Genomic DNA, 25,743 nt, shown 5'->3' on the forward strand with positions numbered 1-25,743 from the left:
GCTGTACCCAGCGGAAACATGAGTGTCACAAGTATTGGTGATTTTTTAAAGATCCAGGACGTTTTAACGGAAACCCTTCGGATATCAATCCCAATAAAGGCGTTACCTTTTTTATGTTTGAAAAGGTTGTTCGCTTTTTACATGCCTAAAAACACTTATGAAATTGTATCTACAATAATGACTGGAAAAACAATCCAATTCCTGTTCCAAGGTAATTTCCGATAATATAGCCGAGTGTGCCAACAATCAAAATTGGCACAATTAGTTTGTTCCAGCCTTTCGCAATTGCCATTGCCGCAGCTGTTGTAGGCCCTCCAAGGTTTGCATTACTTGCGAGTACAATTTCTTCCAGGTTAAATTTAAACAACTTCCCTAACACAAGGGAGCACAGGAGATTCATCAGGACGATAATCAATACAAAAACGAGTAAAAGCGGTGCCGTTGTCATAACTAGTGACAGCGATGCCGGTACGCCGATGACCACAAAAAATAAATAGATTAAAAAAGTCCCTAGTTCCTGTGTTCCGTGGAGGTTTTCAAAGTAATTCGGGAACAAGAAAACTGCTAAAACAGTAAGTGTTGTTAACACGAGATACTGATCACCGATCAAGCCTCCCAGCACCTGATAGAAAATACCAGCATCCTCACCACCTGGGATTGCCTCTGCAAAAAAGTCAGCCAGTTGGAACGATACGGCTACAAGGAAGAATGCCGTTGCAACACTTGATGCAATATCTTTTAAAGATATTTCTTTTCCTTTCCAGAATGAAGCAGCCAGCGTTTTGTCTTCATCACTGGAAGTGTTGGATTCGACTTCTTCCATGTGTGGTGTTTTAAATTTTCTACGAAATAAAGAAACTGCCGGAATGCCCATTAAAACAAAAAAGAAAAGCGCCATCATTGCATTATCTGCTACAACTGTGGCTGAAACGAGATCCTCTGGCGCTTCAAACTTTGCAGACATTGCTGCAAAGTTAACACCACCCCCGGTATAGGATCCAGTCATCATAGCACCTATTTTATCAAGATGTGGAATGACATCTTTCAATAACGTAAACGAAATAATGGTACCAACAACAGTGCCAATCGAACTTAACAAGAATATTGTTAGCATGCGGCCACTTTCCTGCCAGATTTTTTTAATGTTTGCCTGGAATAAAAGAAGTGGGATGGCCAGTGGTACAACATAATCCCAGATCGCGTCATAAGCACCGGATTCAAGTGGTATAATGCTCAAGTTGGACAGAGCCATTGCACCTATTAATGCAATAATAGCACCGGAAACTTTGGAAGCCCATGCATACTTTTGTTCCAAATAAATGCTGATGGCTGCCCAACCTGTCAGAAATGCCCAAAGTGCCCACGTATTATCTGATGAAATTAATGACGTATCCAATTGATTCACCCCATTGTTTTTTATATAAATTTATAGAAATAAGGCGTCTTCTCTATAAAAACTTTCTAAAAGCTTGGCGGTGTCATCGCCCAAACTGACATTGATTTTTCATCCGTGGGATTGACATACCGGTGTGGAATTGTGCTGTTGAATGAGATGCTGTCCCCTTCTTCCAGATGAATCTCTTCATTATCCAAAATAATGGTTAAGCTGCCTTGAAGAACATAACCACACTCCTCCCCTTTATGAGTGACGAGTTTCCGATCTTCCTGATGCGGTTCGAGTTCGACTAGAACCATCTCCAAATTACGTTTCATTCGTGACGAAAGCAATTGATATTTTAGCTTTGAATCGGGTAAAGTGATGGTCTTACGGTCTCTTTTTTTAACGACTCGATCCGTATTATCGTCATACCCAATCAGTTCAGCAATCGTGACATCAAGCCCTTTACAAAGTTTATACAACGTTGTAATAGCAGGGTCTGTATTATCCCGTTCAATCTGGCTTACTGTAGCGATGCTAACAGAGGATTTTGACGATAATTCTTTTAAGGACAGGTTCTTTTCTTTTCGCAGTTTTCGAATCACGCTGCCGTCAAACATTGTCGGCTCCTTTCCAATGCCTTCGTATACGTTACGGAATTTTTTTTTGCACACATAAATGATTATGTAAAAATGCCAGTGCATTTGTGGAGCAAACCCGTTCCATTTCAGATGTGCTAAAGCCCCTTTTTAACATTTCATCCATTAATGCAGGTACACCTGCAATACTCTCCAGGTCCTTTGTGACCGGGAGTTCACTCAATCCTAGATCGTAATCCTTCAGGTAATTCGTAAAATCGAAACCAAATCCAACATGTTCGACGCCAACGAGTTCTGCCATATAGACTACATGATCAACAAATTTTTCAAGGGATGGGTTATCATCTGAAACAAATTCGGCATGTGCATTAACGCCGATTAGTCCATTCCTTCCGGCAATTGCCTTCAACTGTTCATCCGTTAAATTACGTTCGTGATCACAAAGTTGCTTTGCATTGCTGTGTGAAGCAATCAGGGGACAGCTTGTCTGCTTTACGGCATCCCAAAATGACGGTGCATCCAAGTGTGACACGTCAATAATCCAACCTTTGTTTTGCATTTGTTCAGCGGCAAACGCTCCTGATTTCGTAAGACCTCGTTTGTTTGCTTCAGTCCCGGTTCCCGTTGCAAGGAAATTCGCCTCATTCCAGGCAAAAATTGAATGCCGGATATGACGCTGATCCAATTCTTCCACTGACCGGGAGACCTTCTCGATGTCTGATGAACCACCCCATTCCTCCATAAAGCTTAGACCTTCCAGACCGAGATAAATAAAGACTTTACCACTGTGTTTATATACATCCAAGTCAACAGCAGATGTCACAATCTCAACTTCGGAACATTCCCTGAAGTCGTCAAGCGCGTATTGAAGAAGCTGCCAAAAACGCTGCAGGGGGTTATGGCGAAACATAGGCTCCACCCAAATTACACAAATAAGGCCAACCACACCATTTTCTTTAAGTTGTGGAAGGTGGCACTTTTCAAACACCCTAGATTCGCCATTTGCACGCCGGAAAGCAATATTGGTGATGATATCGGAATGAAGGTCTACAATGTTCATTCTTCCCACCCTTTTTATTATTTTAAAATTTTCACTATATTTTTTCACTTTACTAAAATAGGGAATTTTTTTCAAGCTTAATTTATTGAAAATTGAAATATCAGATTCACTGCTTGATTTGAAAATCGTGCCAGGCCTCGGACATTTCCAGTGGATTTTATGCCTATCGCCAGCGGGCTTCCGCCAACCCGGATCCGAAACTGAAAACATGATCACCTTTACCACTTTTTATGAGTATAGGGCATCTTGGGCCTGCGTCATGTTCATCATCAAATCGTTACTCATGAAAAAGTTTACCGTATTATGCGAAAATTAGGGTACAGAAAAATCCTCTTTTAACCGCCGCCAGCCAGCCTGGCACACAACCACGCCAACCTGTTAAACCAAAACTTTCAGGCCGATCACCCTTAAGAAAAATGGTGGGGGCGATGCGACAGAATTTCAGGCAGAAGGGCAAAAACTTTATCTTTCTACAATCTGGCTCTGTTTAATAACGATTTCGTGGCGGACAAGCTCGTTGAAATGGCTGGCTACATTAATCATTGTGGAAAGAAGGACTGTCTACTAATTTGGGTATTGACCATGGGCACCAATCCCCTTGCTTGCGAGACAGAATCCGTAACTATTGTTGAAAAAAGCAGGGTCGTACCTGGGGGTATGAACTGGGTCAAGACTTCTACTAACAACATCAACCGTTCGAGAATTGAACCCTCTAGCTTTTGTACACACTAGGTACACTTAAAACTTCCCGGATCGAAGCTTATCTTCGTCCCGGGAAGTCCCAAGAGTACTACACTGAGTCTGATGCAGTGTCTTTCCCCTGTTCTGATCGATCTATCACATACGCACAGGCTGCATCGCCAGTAATATTCAGGGAGGTACGAAGCATATCCAGCAAACGATCCACCCCAAGGACAAGCGCAATACCTTCCACAGGCAGGCCTACCTGCTGCAGCACCATGGACAGCATAATCAGCCCCACACCGGGAACACCAGCTGTCCCAATGCTGGCAAGCGTTGCCGTCAGGACCACCATCACGAGCTGGGAAAAAGCCAGATCCGCTCCCCATACCTGGGCAATAAATACAGTTGCGACTGCCTGCATAATAGCTGTTCCGTCCATATTTATTGTAGCGCCCAGCGGCTGGACGAAACTGCTGACTTTTTTACTCACTCCAAGCCTCTCCTGGGCCGTCCTCATGGAGATCGGCAACGTTCCGCTTGAACTGGCCGTACTAAAGGCCACGGTCATAGCGGGGAAAAAGCTTTTGAAGAAATGAACAGGGCTTTTCTTCCCAAGCACCCTGATAGCAAGGCTGTAAGTAATACCGGCATGAAGGACAAGCCCAAGAATGATGGTGATCATATACATCAGCATCTGCTGCAAACCATCCACCCCGGCAGCTCCAACAGCAGAAGCTATTAATGCAAATGCACCGTAGGGAGCCGTGTACATGACAATACGGACAAGAAACATCATCACTTCATTTCCTTGTTCGAGCAGTCTGTGAAGACCCGCTGTTTTATCTCCCAGTTTCGCAAGCGCTACTCCAAAGAAAATAGCGATTGCGATAATCTGCAGCATCTCCGCCTCTGCCATCGCATTGACCGGATTATCCGGTATTATATTTAACAACGTATCCATAATGGGAGGCGCCTCTTCAGCCTCATATTCCACTCCCTGGGTATCAAAAGCTCCTTCCGCGCCGGGCTGGATCAAATACGCAAGGCTGAGTCCGATAACAAGAGCGATGGTCGTCGTGATTAAATAAAAGCCAATCGTCTTACCCCCGATCCTTCCTAATTGAACCGGGTCCTTTAAGCTTGCTGTTCCAAGCGATATCGAAATAAAAACGATGGGAACTACAAGCATCGTAATAAGGTTCAGAAAGATATCGCCAACGGGGGTTAATACATAAGTATCCAGCCTGCTGAAAATACTTTCTGGCACAAAATTTAAAATAAGTCCGGCGATAACGCCGAATAAAAGTGCGAGCAAAATATGTTTGGTTAAATTTTTATGCATATCCATGATCCTCCTTCCATTATCAAAGCAGTCCTGTCCTGTCCCCCTTTTTTTCATGGTATATTACAAATTTTATCGGAAGACCCTCGCCTTCCCCGCGGAGTCCAGCATACCATGAGGGATTTCAGTTGCTTATTCCCTACCAGGCATCTGGGTTTGTTTCAGTCACCGATTAACCACTCTCTTATTTAAGAGTGGAGAACTGAACGAAAAATTGATTAAAATATTTAAAAAATAATGTTTTTAAAAAACTTCAAATTTAAATATACCACAGCTGCAAATCAAAAATCCCTGATTCATTTTGCCTATTTGATTCTTGTTATTATGTTTAAGCTCGGATCACTCTTTCTATGGCACATTTATTTCCAGCAAAAAATCGCGGGCGCATCATTCCAGTTCCGGACTTCAGTCCCCATCATTTCTGCCTCTAAAATTCACCCATAAAGTAAACGCTTTCATTTAAAAATAACCTCTTTAACCCTTGGACCTTCAGGAGAAAGCTCCAGCTTGCCGGCTGCATAACTAAGATCCGGTACCATTTCCGTGTTCCAGTTACCTGGAAGTCCGGGCTAATTCTGTGAATTACGCACTACCTACCACCTTACAGGCTGCTTGAAGTGAGGGCTGCACGAGGGGTTAAATCGATATGACGCAGCCGATCATGTACAAGACGGATAACCTGCCCCCCCCACAGCCACATCTCATCCTCCGCTATTACTTCTTCCAGTAGCATTACCACTAAACATGTGGTTTTAGTCAAAATATATGAGAAGGAGTTTCTTATAGAACGAAAAAAGATGATGAAGCATTGCCGGCGTAGTACACAGTTGCAAACGAAGGGTCAAATCCTCCCCCCTCGACAAAATACGCCAAAACCCGGGTGGTGACAGGCACTCATATATTTTCGATCGAGGAACGTACCGATTCCATAATCTGCTGGAAGGCAGCAGCTGCTTTTTCGGAGTCCCGTTCCTTTATCGCCTGCAGCAGGGTTTCGTGATAAGGGTAACTGGTATCAAAGATATCTTCCACACCGAAGGGCTCGTTCCAGAATTCGTAGAAGCTGTCCCAGACGGAATCAATAATGCTTTTCAACAGCTCGTTTTTTGTAGCCTGGTAAATCGTCTGATGGAAATCAGCGTCTGCGGCATTGGCTTTTTCCCTTTCATTATTCTTCAGCGCCTCGACGTATCTGTTTAAATGGGTCTGCATCCTATTCACTTCCGTATCAGACGCATGAACAACAGCAAGATCGACAGCTTTGCCTTCCAACGCTTTACGGACTTCCAAGGCTTCCAGTAGAAAGTCTTTCTTATTATCTATTTCAATCGAGGTTTGAATATGGAAAGGTTTGATGTCTTTCACAAATGTTCCTTTTCCATTCAATACTTGGAGGGCTCCACGGGATTCCAACAGCTGCAGGGCTTCCCGCAGGGTGGAACGGCCGATGCCGAGCGTTTCCATTAACTCAGACACAGGCGGCAGTTTATCCCCCTCTTTTAAATGACGCTCTTTCATGTAGGCTTTTATCTCTTTAGCAGCCATTTCCGAAAGACGCTCTTTTTTCATGGTCTTCATCGTATGTTTGCCACCTCCTGCTTCCCTCTTGATTATATCAAACATTCGGCTTTTGCTTACAGTCTTTATATTTCAGAAAAATCTAGCCTTTCATACAGCATGATAGTATGATAGTATAATTAATAATTAAAGATAGAAAGCGTGGCGTCTTATGTTACAGGCAGATAAGAAAATATGCACCGACATTGATACGGAAGGCTGTCACGGAGCCGCTTCCGCCCCCATTTATCAAACAAGTCTCTTTACATTCAATACGTTCAGGGATTTTACGGAGGCACAGAAAAAAGAAAGAGAGCGCTATGTTTACACGCGCGGAGTAAATCCCACAGTGAACCTATTAGAAAATAAACTAGCAGCCCTGGAAAGGGGGGAACAATGTAAATGCTTTGGTTCAGGCATGGGGGCAGTAAGCTCGATATTTTTATCGTTGTTAAATAGCAATGACCATGTATTATTTGTAAATAACATCTACGGCCCGACCACAGAATTAATGGAGGTACTGCAAAACTTCAACATCTCCTGTGACTATGTCAGCCATGACGTGGAACAAATAGAAGCTTCCATCCAGCCGAATACAAAGCTGATTTATGCTGAAAGTCCGGGAACGATGTTAATGAAAGTGGTAGATTTGAAAAAGACAGCAGAAATAGCTAAAAAACATAACATCACGACAGTCATTGATAATACTTGGTCTACCCCTCTTTTCCAGAAACCGCTGAGGCTTGGATTTGATTTATCCCTTCATTCGTTGACGAAATATATAGGAGGACACAGTGATGTGATCGGCGGAGCGGTGATTGGCCGGGCAGATCTGGTGGACCGGATTTTCAAATATGGATTTCAATTGGGCGGATCGGTATTATCCCCTCATGATGCTTTTTTGATTCTGCGGGGATTACGGACCCTGCCGGTACGCCTTGCGCAGCATCAAGCCAATGTTTTAAAAATAATAGACTACCTTCAGACAAAAAAGGCAGTAAAGCAAATTTACCATCCAAAACTTTGGCAAAATCCCGCCATTGCCAGGCAAATGCTCGGTTATACCGGTTTAATCAGTTTTGAATTGAAAGATACTAGCTTTGAAACACTGACCAAATTTATTGACAGCCTGGTTTTATTCAAAATCGGAGTAAGCTGGGGCGGCTTTGAAAGCTTAGTAACCTCTCCGCAGAAAGAGGGCAACGAGGAACAACTGAAAGCCGCCGGCCTCCCGTCAGGCTTAATCCGGTTATCCATCGGACTGGAAGGTGATGAGCTGCAGATTAGCGATCTGGAAAAGGCCTTTTCAACTATATCTTAAGGAGTGAACAAGATGAACGAAGATAATGTGAAACGACCGTCCATTGGCATGGCTCTCTTACCTATTATAACGGCGATAGCTATTTTCGTCGTTGGAATTGGTATTCTGGAATACCCGGCAGAATTGATGCTTCTTTTCGCTGGTGTCGTTTTTGCCATTTTTGCGATGGTAAACGGAAACAGCTGGGATTCTATCATTCTTTTAATGGGAGATAAAATAAAAAGGGCCCTTCCGGCGATTCTTATCTTATTCAGCATTGGACTGCTCATCGGAACCTGGTTTATCGCAGGTACGATCCCCTTTTTCATCTATTATGGACTGGAAATTATCAATCCGAATTACTTATATGTTCTTGCCTTTTTAGTCACCGCAATCGTTTCTACCTGTGTTGGGACGTCCTGGGGATCTGCCGGCACCATAGGGGTCGCACTAATGAGTATCGCCCAGACGATGGATATTTCGATGGCGGTGACAGCCGGAGCCGTCGTATCCGGCGCTTATTTCGGCGACAAATTATCTCCCTTGTCGGATACAACAAATATGAGCTCCCTTGCTGCCGGCGCCAACATCTATGAACATATAAAACACATGCTGTACACTGCCGTCCCCTCCTCTATTGTGGCCATTATCGTGTTTTTCTTTGTCGGGCTGAATATAGAAACAAATACCACCCAGCTGGAAAGCATTCAAATCATGATCCAAAGTATCGATGAACTGTTTGAACTTAATATTTTATTACTCATTCCTGCTGTCATCGTAATCGCCGGCTCCATTATGAAAAAGTCTCCATTAATTGTACTATTTGCTTCCTCCCTGACAGCGATGATATTGGCATTGCTCATCCAGAATGTCTCCTTCGGTAATGTTTTTGCTTCCGCCGTATCCGGATTTAATATGGATATGATCGCAGAAACACTGCCCAACTTAAATGAAGGCGTTATCACTGAAGAAATCGAATCACTGATCAGCGGCGGCGGCCTCTATTCTATGTATAATGCTACCTTCTTTGTGTTCGTGGCCTTCTTTTTTGCCTCCGCCCTCGAAAAATCGCAGACCCTCAATGTTATTCTGGAGCGGGTTATTGTATTTAAAAACTATCGGAAGTCTTACCTTTGCGTCTTTGCTGACAGGGTTTGCCGTTATCAATGGGACATCTAACGCTCTGGTGACATATTTCCTGATTCAGGACATTTACGGCGAGGCGTATAAAGAAAAAAATCTTCATCCTTCCAACCTGTCGAGAAATATGGAAGACTCGGTTGCCATTACAGAAGCCCTGATGCCCTGGACTGTATCCGGTGTATTTATGGCCACTACCCTGGGGGTCGGTAACTTCGAATTTCTGCCCTGGGCCATCTTCAACCTTGGTGGATTCGTTTTCTCTGCCCTATATGGCTTCCTCGCCCCATACACAAACGGTTTCGGCATCCGCAAGCTGAACCCAGAACACAAAGATTACTCCGATTCAAAAATTTCTTAATTATGGAAAAGAGCCATCCTGTTTTTTCAGGATGGCTTTCTCACATGCCTCCCCCCTATTCGACAAAAACCGGGGCGTGACAGGCACTTTTACCTTCGCCAAAAATCGGGGCGTGACAGGCACCAGCCGAGAAACAGGAGCAGCAGGAGGAGAGCGGCTGCATCATAAAGCAGATTGGGTGTCATCATTAGAATCGCACTTCCTGCAAGAAGGAGACGCAGAATAATTGGTATTTTTATTCTGAAAAATCCTTCAGCGGCTGCTCCGAGCATCACCACTCCCATAACAGCCGAGAGCGTGACGAGCACGCCTTCTCCTAATGTGGTATTGGTTAACAGTAACGATTCATTATAGACGAACAGGTATGGTACGATAAACCCGGCGATCGCAAGTTTCATCGAGGTGAAACCAGTCCGCATCTGATTTCCTCCCGAAATTCCTGCGGCAGCAAAAGAAGCTAAAGCGACAGGGGGTGTGATATTGGCAAAAATACCAAAGTAGAACACGAACAAATGGGCCACTAAGGCCTCAATCCCTAATTCAACCAAGGCCGGAGCTGCCATGGTAGACGTAATAATATAGGTGGGAATACTTGGAAGCCCCATTCCAAGTACAATACAAGCTGTCATGGTAAACATCAGCGTCAGCAGCAGGTTTTGTCCGCCAAGGGTAACAATACCGTTAGCCAGACTTATACCGAAGCCGGTTAATGTCGCTATACCGACGATCAAGCCGACAGCAGCACAGGCCACAGCTACAGCTATGGCTGTACGTGCTCCATTTTCCAGGGCTTCGTAAATATCCCGAAACGACATTCGGGTGGTTTTTCGAAGCATAGCTGCCACAATAGTGACGATAATTGTTAAAAATGCGGAGAAAATAATGGTTCGGCCGCTGAAAAACAGCATATACATCAAAAACAGTAACGGAATGAGCAAGTGTCCGCGTTCGGCCATCACCTTTTTCACTTCCGGCAGATTGTCTTTTGATATACCTTTGAGCCCCTCTTTGGAGGCACGCAGGTGGATCTGCGTAATCACCCCCAGATAAAACAACAAGGCCGGCAGCAAGGCAGCCAATGCAATCTGGCTGTAAGGAATACCTAGAATTTCCGCCATAATAAAGGCAGCGGCTCCCATGATCGGCGGCAGAATCTGACCTCCAACCGAAGCCGAGGCTTCAACGGCTCCTGCAAAGTCTTTCTTATACCCGATTTTCTTCATTAACGGTATCGTAAAAGAGCCGGTCGTGACAACATTGGCTACAGCGGCCCCATTAATACTTCCTAAAAACCCGCTTGCTATGACGGAAACTTTAGCGGGACCGCCTTTTGTCTGGCCTGCCGCCGCCAGCGCCAGATCGTTAAAGAACTGACCCATGCCCGATTTTTGAAGAAAAGCTCCGAATAAAATAAACAGGAAGATATAAGTAGCAGATACCCCAATCGCCGTACTGTACACACCTTCAGTAGTTTGATACATAAAACCAACGATTTCATCCCAGGCGTAGCCCCGGTGCCGGAAAAGACCAGCCATTTCACGCCCGAATATCCCATACAGCAAAAACAAGACAGCCAGCAGCGGCAGCCCCCAGCCAGTGACGCGCCGGGCAGCTTCCAATACGAGCAGCACCAGGATCGCCCCAAAAATGAGATCGATGGAATTAGGTATACCGCCGCGTTCAATGATTCCCTCGTATTCTAGGAATACATATACCGTTGTACTCAGCGCCATCAGTGCAAACAAGGCATCCAGCCAGTGCAGGGTATTCCGTTTTGACTGTGTAAAAGGCGGATAAAGCAAAAACACCAGAATGAGAATAACCGCAACGTGCAGGGAACGGTGCTGCAGGGTGACAGGCGTTCCAAAATAAGACGTATATAAGTGATAAAGCGAAAGAAAGACAGCTGTCAGAGAGACTATCCAGGCCAGCCCTTTATTATCAAATACACGGAGCCGTGATTCTTTATCGTATTTTTCCAGTACTTCTTCCTGATGGTTCTCTGTGTATTCTTCCTCTGTTGCCTGTGATAAACGCAAAACATATCACCTCTTTTCTATGAACATTCGCAGTGGTTCATGGTGCGGCAGGTCTTTGGCCGCAGCCACTACTTCTTTATTGAGCTTGACGTGATACTCCGCATCATGGGAATGAATCCAGTTCACCGTGGTGTGACACTCCTGAATATTTTGGGCTGTCAGTTTTCCATCACGTTGTTTCAAATCCTCATATTCGTGCTCTACTCCAGCTCCAAATGATTCAAACTGCGTTTCCTCTAACAATAGATCACACGATTCCCCTACGATGAAAAAATCAGTCCACGGTGTCTTTTCCACGGAATGAACCCAGGAGAGAGCCACTTCATCTCCGGGTTCAACCGGAAGTTCAAGAAATGTTTCTCCCTCCCGTTCATGTTCGATCACCAGCTGCCTTTCATTTTTCGTACAGGCCGCTATCATCCCAAGTAAAGCCACAACAATGAGAAAAACACTCGATGAACGTCTCCTTAAGAAACCATATCTTCTTCTGCCCTCTCCTTGATTATTCGTCCAAAGCATCCTGGTCCTCATAGTACCGTTCAGCCCCAGGATGAAGGGGAACCGGCATTCCGTCGGTGACAGTATCTAAATCAATATCCTGTGCAGCATTATGCGCATCCTGAATCGTTCCCAGGTTATCAAACATAGTTTCTGTCAACTCATAGACTTCGTCCTCACTTAAACTTTCGTTTACCAGCATGACATTCATAATAGTTGCCGTCTGAATATCTTCCTCGGTTTCATACACATCAGCTTCAATGGTTCCTTCCCCAAAGAATTCATATTCTTCCTGAAGCTGACTCAGCGCCTCTCCTTCAATTGGAACAATGGTCACATCTTCCTGCGTAGATAAATCAATAACTGTAGAATTAGGCAGTCCGCTGGTAACAAAGGCCGCATCAATCATATCGTTTTGCATCTGATCAATCGCTTCACTGTAAGAGAGGAAATCTTCGTTAATATCGTCATAACTCATGCCATAAGCTTCCAGCACCATTTGGGCGTTTAACTCCACACCAGAATTCGGAGCACCCACCCCTACATCCATGCCTTCCAAATCTTCAATCCCTTCAATACCTGTATCTTCCGTCGTTACCACCTGAACAAAGTTGGGATAAAGGGAAGCCATTCCCCGCAGCCCTTCTTTTGGCTCTTCCTCTTCAAAAGGACCGGTGCCTTCATAAGCCTGGGAAACGGCATCAGACATCGTAATCGCAAGCTCTGCCCGGTCTTCTTCCAATAAATTAATGTTTTCCACAGAAGCTCCGGTGGATTGAACGGAAGAGTCTGTCCCCAACTCGCTTTCATACAGGTTGGATAACGCGCCTCCGATCGGATAATACACACCAGACGTACCACCGGTGGCGACAGTCAGAAACATATTTTCTTCCACACCCCCGCCGGCTTCTTCTCCTCCGCTTTCCTCATCACTACAGGCTCCTAGTACAAAAAAAGAAACCCCTAATACCAGCAATAATTTCTTCAAAATAAATCCCCCTTGCTTAAGTATGTATCCCTTTTCATTGCAAAAAATATGCCAGCATTGCAGAGCCCTTTAACACAGGGTTTTTGGAAACGCATTCAAAAAATCCCTTCAAACAAGACGGCAACTTTTGCCGGTGTGGAAAAAGTTGCCGCTTTCTATTCCGATAGATGATAGCGTTTGATTTTATCCCGTAAACTGCGTTCACTGATCCCCAGAGCCTGTGCCGTCCGTTTCCGGCGGCCGTTGAAAACCTCAAGAGTCCGTTTAATATGTTCTTCTTCCACCTTCTTCAAGGATCGGCCTGCTTCCCCGGGGAGATCCGTATTAATCTCCTGCCCTTCAACGGCAGCTACTGTCTCCGGCAGATCCTCCTCTTCAATATATTCCCCTTCCGTGATCACCATCGAAGATTCTATAATATTGCGTAATTCTCGGATATTTCCTGGAAAAGAATACATTTCTAAATACTGCTGCGCTCTTTTTGTCATCCCTTTAATCGAAGTATTCAATTCCTCATTTAACACTTGGATAAAATGCCTGGTTAGCAGCAGAATATCGTCTTTCCGCTCCCGTAACGGGGGCAGATGCAATTCAATGACATTCAAACGAAAGTATAAATCTTCCCGGAACCGTCCCGCTTCCACCTCTGCTTTGAGATCTTTATTTGTCGCTGCGATCACCCGGACGTCCAGATAAAGGGTTTGATTGGATCCTAACCGGACAATTTCTTTTGTCTGCAGAACACGCAGCAGCTTGACCTGAACCGGCAGCGGCATCTCCCCGATTTCATCGAGAAAAATGGTGCCTCCCTCCGCCTCCTCAAATTTTCCCTTCTTGGTCTGGACCGCTCCAGTAAATGCTCCCTTTTCATGGCCGAATAATTCACTTTCAAGAAGCTGTTCCGGAATTGCTGCACAGTTTACCACTTCAAAATGTTCACGCTGCCTTGGTCCGGAAAAATGGAGCGAACGTGCCGCCAGCTCTTTTCCTGTTCCACTCTCTCCTGTAATTAATACATTCGTGTTCACCTGTTTTACTTTATCCATCAACTTAAATACATTGCGCATGGATTGGCTTCTCGCCAGAAATCCTTCCTGACTGTACTTTTTATCCAGTTCATTGGTTAAGTAATTGACCTGCCGGTGCAGTTTCACATATTGAAAAGACCGTTGCAGCACGGAATGAAGCTCATCCATGTTCAAGGGTTTCGTTAGATAAGAGTACGCACCTGCCTGCAGAGCTTCCACTGATGAAGAAATACTGCCATAAGCCGTAATCATGATCACAACAATGTTTCGATCGAACGCTTTTATTTGTTTTAATACATCCATGCCATTTTCTCGTCCGATCCGTAAATCCAGAAGACAAAGATCAATCATGTTTTCTTTCAGTATATGAAAGCCATCTTCCACATTGGTCGCGCTCCAGACATAATAATCATCTTCCAGCGCGAACTCGAGGGATGTGCAGATGGAAGGCTCATCATCAATAATTAAAATAGAGCCATTCATATCATATCACTCCTTTCTTCAGCCGGCTGATATTCAGGAAAAATCAGATGGATGGAAGTTCCTTCTCCTGGTTCACTCCACACTTGAAAGAACCCCTGGTTTTCTTCTACATGCTGTTTTGCTATGGCCAGTCCCAGACCGGTCCCTTCTGTTTTTGTCGTATAAAAAGGTTCAAAAACCTGCCGCTGCACTTCCTTACTCATCCCCGGTCCGTTATCCTTAATTTCCATGCATACCTTGTTATTCTGCCTGTAATTCTGTAAAAGCACCCTTTTTTCCTCAGCCGATGATTGTTCTGCCAGAGCATCCATTCCATTAATCACCAGGTTGATCACTGCCTGTTTCAACTGCTGCCGATCCGCTAAGATCCATAAATTCGGTTCTACTGAGACCTCAATCATAACCCCTTTATTTGCTGCAGTCCGCTCAAACAGCAGTTGACAACTTTTCAGCAAAGCAGAGGTATCTAGACCTTCCTGCTGCACAGGCCGCGATTTGCTGTAATCCATCAATCCTTCAATCAGTTGATTGATCCGCTCCATTTCCTGCGGGACAAGAGCAGTGACTTTTGCCCGAAAGGGTTTACTTTGGAACTTGAAAGGCAGTAAATCTATGAACGTTTTAATAGAAGTCAACGGGTTTCGGATTTCATGGGCTATCCCAGCAACCACACGGCTCAACGCCTGATTTTTTTCATGTTCAAAAGCCTGGTAGCGTACCTGCATTTCCTCGCTGATATCTTCAAACGAAAACATGACCCCTACAATATCCTGTTCAAAATTATACAATGGATAAATATACGTCCGAAGATGGAGCCGTATCCCATCTGGGCGCACCCAGTCCCTTTCTTCTCCAAGAAATTGCTTCCCGTCATGAAGCACGCGCTCCCATTTTTCTTTTAAAAAATAATAAAGGAGGTCATCATTTTGGTAACTTTTCCCTGCTAAAGTTTCTACCGTATTCAGTATCAATGCAGCCTTAGGGTTACAGGAAGTAATCGTGCCATCGCGGCCGATGGTCATCAAGCCGCGCGGACTGGATTGAAGGATCTGCTTCTGAAATTCATTACTATTTCTGGTCGCTTCTATCTGCTCTTGTAAAGAACGGTTGGTTTCGTTCAGACGTTCCGTTTGACGGGCCACTTCCTTTTGAAGTTTACGGTTAATGCGCACCGCCAAGAAAATGATCCCTGCCGTTACAAGCAAAGCCGTCCCCACAATTTGAAGGGCTAACCACATCGTCTGACGTGACGCATCTTTTTCCGGGAACCACTCGCGAAATAGCTCCTGGTATGTGCCATCATTATGAATACTCTTCAGGCCGTTATTTAATTGACGCAGCGTCTGATAATCTTCCGCGGAAGTCGCAAAAGAAAATTCAATCGGGGCGAGATAATGATCCACCACCCTGAATCGTTCTGCTTCCCCATACTGCTCCAGCAGTTCTTCCGTTGACGTAACCTCTCCAGCCAGGGCATCGGCACGCTCTCGAATCATCAATTTTACCGCCTGATCGAGGCTGCTGGTTTCGTTGAATTGAATACGGCGTATGTTCTGCAGGAAGACACGCTCCACACTGTCGGTTTTGACAGCTACTGTATGGTTGGAAACATCGGCGACACTTTCTATCGCGGCTGTTTCTTCCGGCACGAACAAACCGGCGGAACTGGAATAGTAGGAATTACTAAATTCCATCGTTTCCGCCCGCTGTTCAGAATAACTCACACCGATGACGATATCCACCTCCCCTGTTTCTAACGCAGCAATCGCTTCCCGTTCCCTCTTCGGTACAAAAGTTACCTGAACCGGTGCCCTGGCTTCAATTTCATTCAGGATCTCTACCGCAAACCCGGCAGGCTCCCCGTCTTCCTGAAAGTGAAAAGGCGGCCTGTCCGGATCATACGCAGCAACGAGCTCCCTCTCGTTTTCCGTCCTCTCCTCAGCAGAGACGGCGGACCACATCGTTCCCATCATTCCTATTATTATTGCGCTGATGATATACTTTACCATCCCAAAGCCCCACTTCATAAGCCATGATAACGCTTTCTATGAATCTATCTTCAACATACTGAAAAACAAACAACCTGGCAATTGTTGATTTGGAGGAGTCGACAAAAACCGGGGCGTGACAGGCACCTTAAAAATACTGTTCTACGTTGGTCAAGGCTGCTTCTGCGAAACGTTGCAGCACATCGAAGGTGACATAACCAATATGGGGGGTCAGCAATATATTATCCGTATTACGGAGGAAGGGGTGATCGCGCAGCGGTTCTTCACCAAAAACATCGATCCCTGCCCCTCCAATGCTTTTCTTCGCAATTAATTCGGCCAATGCATCCTCCTCAACAAATGCACCTCTGGAAGTATTAATAAAAACAGCATGTTTTTTCATGAGTGAGAGCTTATCTTTTGTTAAAAAGCCTTCCCATTCCGGGGTGAATCGCATATGCAGACTGATGACATCAGACGTTTGCAGAATCTCTTCTAATTCTGCAGCTTCCACATTATAATCCTTTTCTAATCCATCCCCGCCGGTTGGCCGCCATACTTTGACACGCATTCCTAAAGCCTGGGCAACCGTCGTTACCTCTCTGCCAATGGAGCCGAATCCTAATATACCAAGCTGCTTCCCTCTTAGTTCCATGCCCGGGTTTTGGATCCATTCTCCTTTTTGAAAAGAATGCTGATGAAGGGCAAATTGACGGGAAACTCCAATCATAAGTCCAATCGTTAATTCTACGACTGAAGCTTTTGCTCCGCCGGGAGTCTTTCTGAGATCAATTCCTATCTCTTCCAGGGCCTCTGTATCCAAATGTGCTGTTCCTTTCCCAGTCTGGGATATTAATTTGACCTTTCGAAGCTGTTCAATTACCGGCCGGTTCATCGGCGTCCTTTCCCGCACCAGCACGATCGCTTCAGCATCTTCTGCCAACGCTGGAACCTCTTCGGAACGCACAGGACGGGTTATCGATGTAATATGCCAGCCTTTATTTTTTAACCGTTCGGCTGCTTCCGAGGCAGAATACACATTTTCATAATCTCCAAGAATTAAAATATTCATTTCCTTCTCCTCCTCCCTATTTAAACAATACTTCTAGCATACTTTTTTGATTTAAACAATCCTTTCATTCGCCAGAAAATGATAGAATGACTAAGAACCGCCGGCATAACTCCATAAACAATTTTTTATTGGAAATGAGGGATACCATGAATGAACAAGACTGGTCACTTTTACACATATTAAACGAAGAAAAAAATATTACAAGAGCTGCGCAGCGGTTATATATATCCCAGCCTGCTTTGACCTATCGTTTAAATCATCTGGAAAAGGAGTTTGGGACAAAACTTGTGCTACGGGAAAAAAAGGGACTCGAATTTACGCCTGAAGGAGAACACTTACTCCAATATGCCAAAAAAATGATCCATGAACTGCAAAAAACAAAAGATGAAGTACTGAATATGGGAGAACATATTAATGGAAATCTACGGCTTGGCACTTCCGGACACTTCGCCCTCTATCGTTTACCAGATATATTAAAAGATTTTCTCCGCCAGTACTCCCAGGTCCAGTTAAACGTCCATACCGGCTTAAGTTCGGAAATCATGTCCCTGATGGAGCAGTCTGAAGTTCATCTGGGCATCGTCCGGGGAGAAATATTATGGCAGGGAAAAAAACATTTGTTGAGTGAAGAAAACCTTTGTGTAATATCAAAAGAACCTTTGCAGCTTAAAGAACTTGTCCGCTTACCAATGATCAGCTATACAACAGATATCAGCTTAAAACATACGATTGACAGCTGGTGGAAGCAGGAATTTAACCAGCCCCCTTTTGTGATGATGCAGGTGGACCGGATTGAAACCTGTAAAGAAATGGTGAAAAACGGATTGGGTTTTGCCATTATCCCACGGATCGGCTTGCGTGCTTCTGACCCCCTTTATGCCCAGGACATAAACGCTAAGTCCAGAAAAACATGGCTGATTTACGACGAACGTGCATTAAAGCTGTCCGTTGTTCAAGTATTTGCTGATTTCATACGTTCCTATTTCCATCATCCGGACGATTCATAAATATTATTTATATTTTTGAATAAAAAATAATTATTTTACTTATTATGCTAGCTGATTTAGCCTTTAGATACATTGAATTTTTTGAAAATATCGATTAATCAAAAATGAAAGGGGTTTCATTATGAGTGTGCGTCCCATTTTGGCTGTTTTAATTTTAATTTCAGGGGCAGGGTTAACAGGATGTAATACCCAATCTGCCGGAAATGAAGAGGTTGAAGATCCTGCTTCGTTTTACGAGGAGAAAGATGTCTCCCTGGTTATTCCTTATGATACCGGGGGAGGCACCGATGTGTTTGGGCGCTTTGTTGCTCCCTATTTCGGCGAGTTTTTGAGCGGGGAGCCTGATATTCAGCCCGAGAATATTCCCGGAGGCGGGAGTATTACCGGATCAAATGAATATGCAAATACGATGGAACCTGACGGCACGAATTTATTGGCTACCAGCGGCTCCACTCATATCCCTTTTTTGCTGGATCAGGCTTCTGTGGAATATGACCTTTCCAAGCTGAATCCAGTGCTTGGTTTTCCAACAGGCGGTATGGTTTATGCCTCCCCTTCCACCGGGATAGAAGAACCCGGAGATCTGCAGGAAGTTGATGAAGAATTAATCTATGCCGGAATTAGTGCAAGTGGTCTTGATCTTGTTACCCTGCTTGCTTTTGAAGTACTGGACCTGGATGTCGAAGCCGTAATGGGATATGAAGGGCGGGGACCCTCACGAATCGCATTTGAGCAGGGAGAAAGCAATATCGATTACCAAACAACTTCTGCTTATAAAGAAAATGTGGAGCCAATGGAGGAATCCGGGGAAGCTGTGCCTCTTTTTACATTTGGACAAATAAATGACCAAGGCGAAATGGAACGGGATCCTGCTTTTCCGGATACCCCTGCATTACAAGAAGTTTATGAAGAAATCCATGGCGAAAAGCCTTCCGGTGTTACCTGGGATGCCTATAAAAACTTTGTAAGCGCTGCCTATACCGTTCAAAAAATCATCTGGGTTCATGACGACGCTCCAGAGGCTTCCAAACAGGCACTTAAAAACTCCGTTGAAGAGATGGTAGAAAATGAAGAATTTCTTGCAGAAAGCGAAAAGGTGATGGAAGAGTACGAACCTTTTGATCAGGAAGAATTGCAGGAACTCGTAAACAATATGAATAATACTTCTGAGGATGTTGTTGAATGGGTGAGAGAATTCCTTCTGGAAGAATATGACACGGACGTGGAAGAGCTTTAGCTGAAAATTATCCCAGAATGTTCTTACTACTTTCACATAAGGAGGAGTGTACTGTGATAGAAGCAGCCATAGAAGCCTTATTGACCTTACTAGATCCGTCCCGTGCAGGATTTATGGTTTTGGGGATCTTGATCGGTTTGACGGTAGGACTCCTGCCCGGATTAAGCGGAACCGTTGGAATGTCACTCCTTCTTCCCTTCGTGTTCGGAATGGATACTACTTCGGGAATGGCCCTGCTCATAGGGATGGTAGCCGTGGTTCACACCGGTGACACCTTTCCGTCTGTTTTGTTGGGAATCCCGGGAACTTCTGGATCACAGGCGACAATCATGGATGGTCATCCTTTGGCAAAAAAGGGAGAAGCGTCCCGTGCGCTGGGGGCAGCTTTCTTTTGTTCCATGATTGGAGGAATTTTGGGAGGTATGGCCCTATACCTTACAATTCCTTTGGCAAGACCCCTCATTTTATCCTTTGGCTCCCCGGAATTATTTATGCTCGCCATGCTTGGATTAAGTATGGTCGGGATATTGGCAGGAAGGTCGCCGCTGAAAGGATTAATCTCAGGGCTGCTTGGCATGATGATCGGATCGGTTGGAAGTGCTCCTGCGGTCCCTGAATATCGTTATGATTTTGACTCCCCCTATCTATCGAACGGAATCCCACTGGCTGTAATAGCATTAGGGCTGTTTGCTTTCCCTGCTTTGGTTAATATGCTGACAGCCAATAGAAGTATTTCTGACTCCCCGCCTCTTTCAGGTGGAATTCTCAAAGGAATCAAATCTTCTATCGCCAATAAATGGCTGATGCTGCGAAGTGCTGTATTCGGAGCAATTATTGGTTTCATTCCAGGCCTGGGAGGAAGCGTCGTGGATTGGATAAGTTACGGCGTGGCGAAGAAAACAACTCAAAATAATTACTTCGGGGAGGGGGATATCCGCGGCGTTATTGCCCCTGAAAGCACGAACAATGCAAAAGAAGGAGGGGCACTGATCCCAACTTTGCTTTTCGGCATCCCCGGCAGCGGCACAACAGCTGTATTATTAGGCGGTTTAACGTTAATGGGCCTGGAAGCAGGACCAAGCATGCTGACTTCGGATCTGAATGTCACGTTATCCATTATTTGGACCCTCATCTTTGCAAATATCATTGGAGTTATGTTTTGTATTTTGCTGACAAAGCCGATAGCAAGCCTTAGTTTTGTACCAGCCAATAAACTTATCCCCTTTTTGATTATTATCATTATTCTCGGTGCCTATCAAAGTTCTTTTGCCTGGGGGGATATATTCATTTTTCTTGGAATAGGACTGTTAGGTCTGATTATGGAAAGTCTTGATTGGCCGCGGGCTCCGCTATTGATTGGTTTTGTGTTGTCCTTATCGGCAGAACGGTATCTATGGATTTCAGTGGAGCGGTACGAATGGACCTGGTTAACTAATCCTATAGTCATTTTTATTTTTATAATTATCTTGTTCTTACTCTTTGGAGGATTTTTGATTAAACGTATCAGCAGCAGCATCCAACAAGGAGGTGCACGCAATGGATAAAAAAACAGCTTCTCTTTTGTTTTCTTTATTCCTGCTGCTCCTATTCAGCGGGATGGCCTGGGAAGCAGCCGGCTTCACAGAACTGGCCAGATTCTTTCCTTTTTACATTTCTATCATCGGCGCTGTTTTTTGTACTGTTCAAACTATTTTTTTATTAAAAGAATGGATCCGGGATAAAGAAGAAAAAAAGTCTCCTAACCTTCAAATCAAGGCTCCAACAAAATATATCGGGTGGATTATAGGATATGTTCTGCTAATTTATATTTTTGGTCTTATGGCAGCAACCGGAACCTATTTAATCCTGTTTCTGACTATGGAAACAAGACTGAATTGGTGGAAAACTGCCGGAACCACCGTGCTTGTTTTATTATTTTTAAACTTTTTTAGTATATACATGAACCTTTATTGGCCCGAGAACTTGATGGGATGGTGAAGTAAAGGAAAACCCGCTGCTTCATGACAGTATAGGGTGGGTTTTCCTCCTCAATACCATAAATATTATTTATGATAAATAATAAATTATCAATATTTTAATTATTGAAATGCCTCATGTAACATTTTGTTTAATCCATATCAAAGAATAGTAAAAAGGAGTGAAGAAGATGGCCAGAGATTATAAGAGGATCAGGGCCGCTATTATCAGAGGCGGCACGAGCAAAGGGGTTTATCTGATGGATAACGAGCTTCCCTCTGATCCGGACATTCGAGAAAACGTTATTTTGTCTCTTTATGGAAGTCCTGATATACGGCAGATTGACGGGTTAGGAGGCGCTGACCCATTAACAAGCAAAGTCGCCGTAATAAAACCTTCTCTTCGTAAAGATGCGGATGTCGATTATACCTTCGGTCAGGTTTCCATCGACCAGGCCCATATTGATTACCGAAGTAATTGTGGAAATATCTCTTCAGGAGTGGGTCCTTATGCAGTTGATGAGGGAATGGTCCAAGCCGTTGAACCGATCACTGTCGTACGGATATACAACACGAATACAGATAAAATTATTGAAGCAGAAATCCCTGTAGCAGATGGCAAAGCGTTGACTACCGGAGATTGTTATATACCAGGTGTCCCTAACCCCGGAGCTAAAATTATGCTTAACTTTGTAAACTCGGGGGGAGCCATAACTGGAAAAATCCTTCCAACCGGGCAGGAAAAGGATATTTTCCAATTAAAGAACGGAAAACGAATCATCGTCAGTATCGTTGACGCCTCCACCCCGGCTGTCTTCGTCAAAGCGCGGGATATTGGTATAAGCGGTTCAGAGCCCCCTCATGATATTGAAAACAATCCCAGACTTTTGGTTTTACTGGAAGACATACGAGCAGAAGCAGCCTTGAGGCTCAAGTTTGTTCCTACAAAAAAGGAGGCAGCCACAAGATCCCAATCCATCCCAAAAGTCATTATTGTATCGGAAAGACAGTCCTATCAAGGCCTAGGCACAGCCGTAGATAAAAGTCACATAGACTTCACTGCAAGAGCGATGGCAATGGGGAAAGTGCATAAAGCCTTTGCAGTAACGGGAGGGATCTGCACTTCCACAGCTGCTTTGATTGAAGGAACCGTTGTGCATGACGTAAGTTCTCACCAGGAAACCGGGGACATCAGAATTGGGCATCCTTCCGGAACTATGGACTTCAGTGTCACTGTAGAATGGAACAATGGAGAATACCATGTTACCCGCTCGGCCGTTCCGCGTACTTCAAGAAGGCTGATGGATGGGCTTGCTTACGTGCCGGCTCCCGTATTTGAAGGAAAACCAAAACCATCTGATGCCGCAGTAAAAAGCTATGAAAAATTTTAGTTTATCTCTCGTTGATAGAACAAGGAGGAAATCATGGATAAACACAATCTTTCCTATGACATCATCGTTGCCGGTGCCGGGAACGCTGCTTTATGTGCCGCGATATCTGCAAGAGAAGCAGGATGCCGCGTTTTAGTCCTGGAAAAAGCACCGTTTCAAAAAAGAGGCGGAAATTCTTATTTCACCGATGGCGCTATCCGTTTTGCTTTTAACGGACTGGATGATATTCGCAAAATCGTTTCCTTATCAGAAGAAGAAGCTGATGCGATTGAAATGCCGGCTTATAGTGAAATGAAGTATTATAATGATTTGATGCGTGTCACCGAAAATCAGAGCGACCCGGTGTTAGCAAAGCAGTTAACCAGGCAATCCTATCCCACGATAGCCTGGATGCATAAACATGGAATTTCCTTTCAACTGAACTATGACAATCAGTCTTTTAAAAAAAACGGAAAACATCATTTTTGGGGAGGACTTCCCGTTAAAACAGAAAACATCGGAGTAGGATTAATAAAAAAGTTGAATGAACGGGCGTCAGACCTTGGGATTGATATTTGGTATGAAGCCCGAGCTATAAGGATAAATAAAAAAAATAATCAAGTTTCTTCTGTTGACGTAGAGAAAAAGGATGGAAGGCATGTTATCCCTGCAAGCAGTGTCGTTTTAGCTTGCGGTGGCTTTGAAGCAAATCAAAAGATGCGTACCAGACATATAGGGCCTGAATGGGAAGCCGCGATTGTACGCGGTACGGAATTCAATACAGGAGATGGCTTATCCATGGCTTTAGAAGCCGGAGCGGCTCCTTATGGAGACTGGAGCGGCTGCCATTCCATCGGAACGGATTATAATGCACCTAAAGTAGGTGATTTCACAAAACCGGGGGATATTTTCAAAAAACATTCCTATCCCCTCGGCATTATGGTCAATCAATACGGCGTACGATTTGTCGATGAGGGGGCAGATTTCAGAAATTACACGTACGCCAAATATGGAAGAGAAATATTAAAACAACCCAACGCTATGGCCTTTCAGATATTCGATATGCAGGTTCGACCCCTGTTAAGGGAAGAATATGATAAAAAGGAAGCCACCTCCTTCACCGCGGACAGCCTGGAAAAACTGGCGGACAAACTTCCCGTCGATAAAAAAGCCTTTTTAGATACAATGAATGAATTCAATCATGCCGTCGAAGATGGATCGTTTTTCCCCAATGAAAAAGACGGGAAAAAGACAAAAGGCATTAAACCGCCTAAAAGCAACTGGGCCCTTCGAATAGAACAAGGACCTTTTTACGCCTTCCCGGTCACGTGCGGCATTACTTTTTCCTTTGGTGGTGTAAAGGCCGGGCCTAACGGGGAAGTGCTGTCTGCCGATAATGAACCAATCTATGGTCTGTTTGCGGCTGGTGAAATGATCGGAGGGATTTTTTATGAAAACTATCCCGGCGGGTCCGGATTAATGTCCGGCGCTGTGTTCGGGAGACTTGCCGGTGCCTCTGCCGCTGAATACGTCGAATCACTAAAAAACAACACATAAGAAGGAGGCTTTAAAACAGATGGGAACGTATCAAATCGGTGTTCTGGAAGGAGACGGAATCGGTCCGGAGATAATGGAGGAAACCATTCATGTTCTCGAAGAAGTACAAACCCAAACCAGCAATTTAGCATTACATTTCAAGTATCTGCCGATTGGACTTCAAGCTTACCATCGTCAGGGCGTTACTCTGCCCCGGGAAACAATAGACTCATTAAAGGCGATGGACGCAGGCATACTTGGCCCTTTATCAACTCACGCGTATGACATTTCAAATTCAAACATGGTAAACCCAAGCGGTTTTTTAAGAAAAGAATTGGACTTATACGCTAACGTTCGACCGGCTAAAACCTATCATGGGGTCCCTTCTTTATTCAGCGGTATCGATCTGATCGTTGTCAGAGAAAACACAGAAGGAATGTATGCGGATCGGAATTTATACGACCATTCCGGCGAATTCATGCCGGATCCGGACACCGTCCTCTCCCTCCGCCTCATTACCCGCAAAGCTTCCAAAAGGTTAGCCAAAATTGGGATTGAATTAGCAGCTGCGCGAAAAAAACACCTTACTATTATTCACAAAATGAATGTACTTCGTAAAGGATGCGGTCTATTTTATGAAAGCTGTCAAAAAATTGGAGAACATTACCCTGATATTTTTATAGACGATTACCATGTCGATGCTTTTGCCATGCACCTTGTACAACACCCTCAGGACTACGACGTAATCGTAACTACTAACATGTTCGGCGATATTCTTTCGGACCAGACCGCAGGCCTTATTGGCGGTCTGGGCCTGGCCCCCGGATTGAATGCAGGGGACTCTTTCCTATTAGCCCAAGCCACTCATGGTTCCGCTCCCGATATTGCGGGAAAAAATATCGCCAATCCTGTTTCAGAGATCCTATCGGCGAAAATGATGCTGGAATGGCTGGGTATCCGCCATCAGGATCCCCAAGCCCTGCAAGCAGCTTATGCCATGGAAAAAGCAGTGGAAAAAGCATTGGCCGATGGAAATGGCACGAAGGATATCGGAGGGAACCTGTCCACAAAAAGGTTCGGTCAATATATTACCCAGTCCCTTAATTCTTTAGAGTAACAAA

General features: G+C 44.5%; 21 protein-coding genes. 10 read left to right on the forward strand and 11 right to left on the reverse strand.

The window, feature by feature from the left end:
- Positions 1-169: 169 nt before the first annotated feature.
- The 5 genes from G475_RS0100455 to G475_RS0100475 form a co-directional block, all read right to left on the reverse strand.
- On the reverse strand, positions 170-1,396 hold the full coding sequence (locus G475_RS0100455; RefSeq protein ID WP_026699575.1) for a DUF819 family protein: 1,227 nt from the start codon (positions 1,394-1,396) through the stop codon (positions 170-172).
- A 65-nt stretch (positions 1,397-1,461) separates the two neighbouring features.
- On the reverse strand, positions 1,462-1,998 hold the full coding sequence (locus G475_RS0100460; protein ID WP_026699576.1) for a helix-turn-helix domain-containing protein: 537 nt from the start codon (positions 1,996-1,998) through the stop codon (positions 1,462-1,464).
- Between the two features lie 31 nt (positions 1,999-2,029).
- Complete coding sequence (locus G475_RS0100465) at positions 2,030-3,247, reverse strand: dipeptidase (RefSeq protein WP_026699577.1); 1,218 nt, start codon at positions 3,245-3,247, stop codon at positions 2,030-2,032.
- 580 nt (positions 3,248-3,827) lie between these two features.
- Positions 3,828-5,063 carry a dicarboxylate/amino acid:cation symporter gene (locus G475_RS0100470; RefSeq protein ID WP_035709718.1) on the reverse strand — a complete coding sequence of 412 codons (1,236 nt, stop codon included), beginning with the start codon at positions 5,061-5,063 and terminating at the stop codon, positions 3,828-3,830.
- An 894-nt stretch (positions 5,064-5,957) separates the two neighbouring features.
- Positions 5,958-6,641: a FadR/GntR family transcriptional regulator gene (locus G475_RS0100475; RefSeq protein ID WP_026699579.1), complete on the reverse strand. Its 684-nt coding sequence runs from the start codon at positions 6,639-6,641 to the stop codon at positions 5,958-5,960.
- A 151-nt stretch (positions 6,642-6,792) separates the two neighbouring features.
- Between G475_RS0100475 and G475_RS0100480 the strand changes: the two genes are divergently transcribed.
- Genes G475_RS0100480 through G475_RS27855 form a run of 3 tightly spaced genes read left to right on the forward strand, consistent with a single transcriptional unit; the run spans position 6,793 to position 9,421 of the window.
- A complete protein-coding gene (locus G475_RS0100480; RefSeq protein ID WP_026699580.1) occupies positions 6,793-7,941 on the forward strand; it encodes a trans-sulfuration enzyme family protein in 1,149 nt (382 codons plus the stop codon).
- 12 nt (positions 7,942-7,953) lie between these two features.
- Entirely contained in the window at positions 7,954-9,099 is a 1,146-nt protein-coding gene (locus G475_RS23835) for a Na+/H+ antiporter NhaC family protein (RefSeq protein ID WP_211233908.1), read from the forward strand.
- The gene (locus tag G475_RS27855; RefSeq protein ID WP_267880091.1) at positions 9,002-9,421 is read left to right on the forward strand and encodes a Na+/H+ antiporter NhaC family protein; all 420 of its coding nucleotides are present in this window, start codon (positions 9,002-9,004) and stop codon (positions 9,419-9,421) included. Before G475_RS23835 ends, G475_RS27855 begins: the two co-directional genes overlap by 98 nt.
- Before the next feature lie 89 nt (positions 9,422-9,510).
- Here the strand turns inward: G475_RS27855 and G475_RS0100490 are convergent, their stop codons facing one another.
- The 6 genes from G475_RS0100490 to G475_RS23850 all read right to left on the reverse strand — a co-directional run bounded on the left by G475_RS0100490 (position 9,511) and on the right by G475_RS23850 (position 17,517).
- Positions 9,511-11,460 (reverse strand): TRAP transporter permease, encoded by a 1,950-nt coding sequence (locus G475_RS0100490; RefSeq protein WP_026699581.1) that lies wholly within the window; start codon positions 11,458-11,460, stop codon positions 9,511-9,513.
- Positions 11,461-11,466: 6 nt separating this feature from the next.
- A complete protein-coding gene (locus G475_RS26200) occupies positions 11,467-11,979 on the reverse strand; it encodes a DUF1850 domain-containing protein (protein WP_051301991.1) in 513 nt (170 codons plus the stop codon).
- Positions 11,963-12,946 (reverse strand): TAXI family TRAP transporter solute-binding subunit, encoded by a 984-nt coding sequence (locus tag G475_RS0100500; protein WP_026699582.1) that lies wholly within the window; start codon positions 12,944-12,946, stop codon positions 11,963-11,965. The genes G475_RS26200 and G475_RS0100500 overlap by 17 nt, the downstream gene beginning before the upstream one ends.
- A gap of 155 nt (positions 12,947-13,101) precedes the next feature.
- Positions 13,102-14,457: a sigma-54-dependent transcriptional regulator gene (locus G475_RS0100505; RefSeq protein ID WP_026699583.1), complete on the reverse strand. Its 1,356-nt coding sequence runs from the start codon at positions 14,455-14,457 to the stop codon at positions 13,102-13,104.
- Positions 14,454-16,466, reverse strand: coding sequence for a transporter substrate-binding domain-containing protein (locus G475_RS23845; RefSeq protein WP_051301993.1), 2,013 nt, complete (start codon positions 16,464-16,466; stop codon positions 14,454-14,456). Before G475_RS23845 ends, G475_RS0100505 begins: the two co-directional genes overlap by 4 nt.
- A 127-nt stretch (positions 16,467-16,593) precedes the next feature.
- Complete coding sequence (locus tag G475_RS23850; protein ID WP_051301994.1) at positions 16,594-17,517, reverse strand: NAD(P)-dependent oxidoreductase; 924 nt, start codon at positions 17,515-17,517, stop codon at positions 16,594-16,596.
- A 146-nt stretch (positions 17,518-17,663) separates the two neighbouring features.
- On the opposite strand from G475_RS23850, the gene G475_RS0100520 reads away from it, so the two are divergent.
- The 7 genes from G475_RS0100520 (at position 17,664) to G475_RS0100550 (ending at position 25,739) form a co-directional block, all read left to right on the forward strand.
- Entirely contained in the window at positions 17,664-18,524 is an 861-nt protein-coding gene (locus G475_RS0100520; RefSeq protein ID WP_026699584.1) for a LysR family transcriptional regulator, read from the forward strand.
- Positions 18,525-18,645: 121 nt separating this feature from the next.
- Entirely contained in the window at positions 18,646-19,761 is a 1,116-nt protein-coding gene (locus tag G475_RS0100525) for a type 2 periplasmic-binding domain-containing protein (protein WP_035709721.1), read from the forward strand.
- A 53-nt stretch (positions 19,762-19,814) separates the two neighbouring features.
- Positions 19,815-21,305: a tripartite tricarboxylate transporter permease gene (locus tag G475_RS0100530; RefSeq protein ID WP_026699586.1), complete on the forward strand. Its 1,491-nt coding sequence runs from the start codon at positions 19,815-19,817 to the stop codon at positions 21,303-21,305.
- A complete protein-coding gene (locus G475_RS0100535) occupies positions 21,298-21,738 on the forward strand; it encodes a tripartite tricarboxylate transporter TctB family protein (protein ID WP_026699587.1) in 441 nt (146 codons plus the stop codon). Before G475_RS0100530 ends, G475_RS0100535 begins: the two co-directional genes overlap by 8 nt.
- A 169-nt stretch (positions 21,739-21,907) precedes the next feature.
- Positions 21,908-23,107 carry a 2-methylaconitate cis-trans isomerase PrpF family protein gene (locus tag G475_RS23855; protein WP_051301996.1) on the forward strand — a complete coding sequence of 400 codons (1,200 nt, stop codon included), beginning with the start codon at positions 21,908-21,910 and terminating at the stop codon, positions 23,105-23,107.
- A 33-nt stretch (positions 23,108-23,140) separates the two neighbouring features.
- The gene (tcuA, locus tag G475_RS0100545; protein ID WP_026699588.1) at positions 23,141-24,643 is read left to right on the forward strand and encodes an FAD-dependent tricarballylate dehydrogenase TcuA; all 1,503 of its coding nucleotides are present in this window, start codon (positions 23,141-23,143) and stop codon (positions 24,641-24,643) included.
- 19 nt (positions 24,644-24,662) lie between these two features.
- Positions 24,663-25,739, forward strand: coding sequence for an isocitrate/isopropylmalate dehydrogenase family protein (locus tag G475_RS0100550; protein WP_026699589.1), 1,077 nt, complete (start codon positions 24,663-24,665; stop codon positions 25,737-25,739).
- Positions 25,740-25,743: the final 4 nt, after the last annotated feature.

The sequence above is a fragment of the Salibacterium aidingense DSM 18341 genome (genome assembly GCF_000429685.1).
Lineage (GTDB): Bacteria > Bacillota > Bacilli > Bacillales > Marinococcaceae > Salibacterium > Salibacterium aidingense.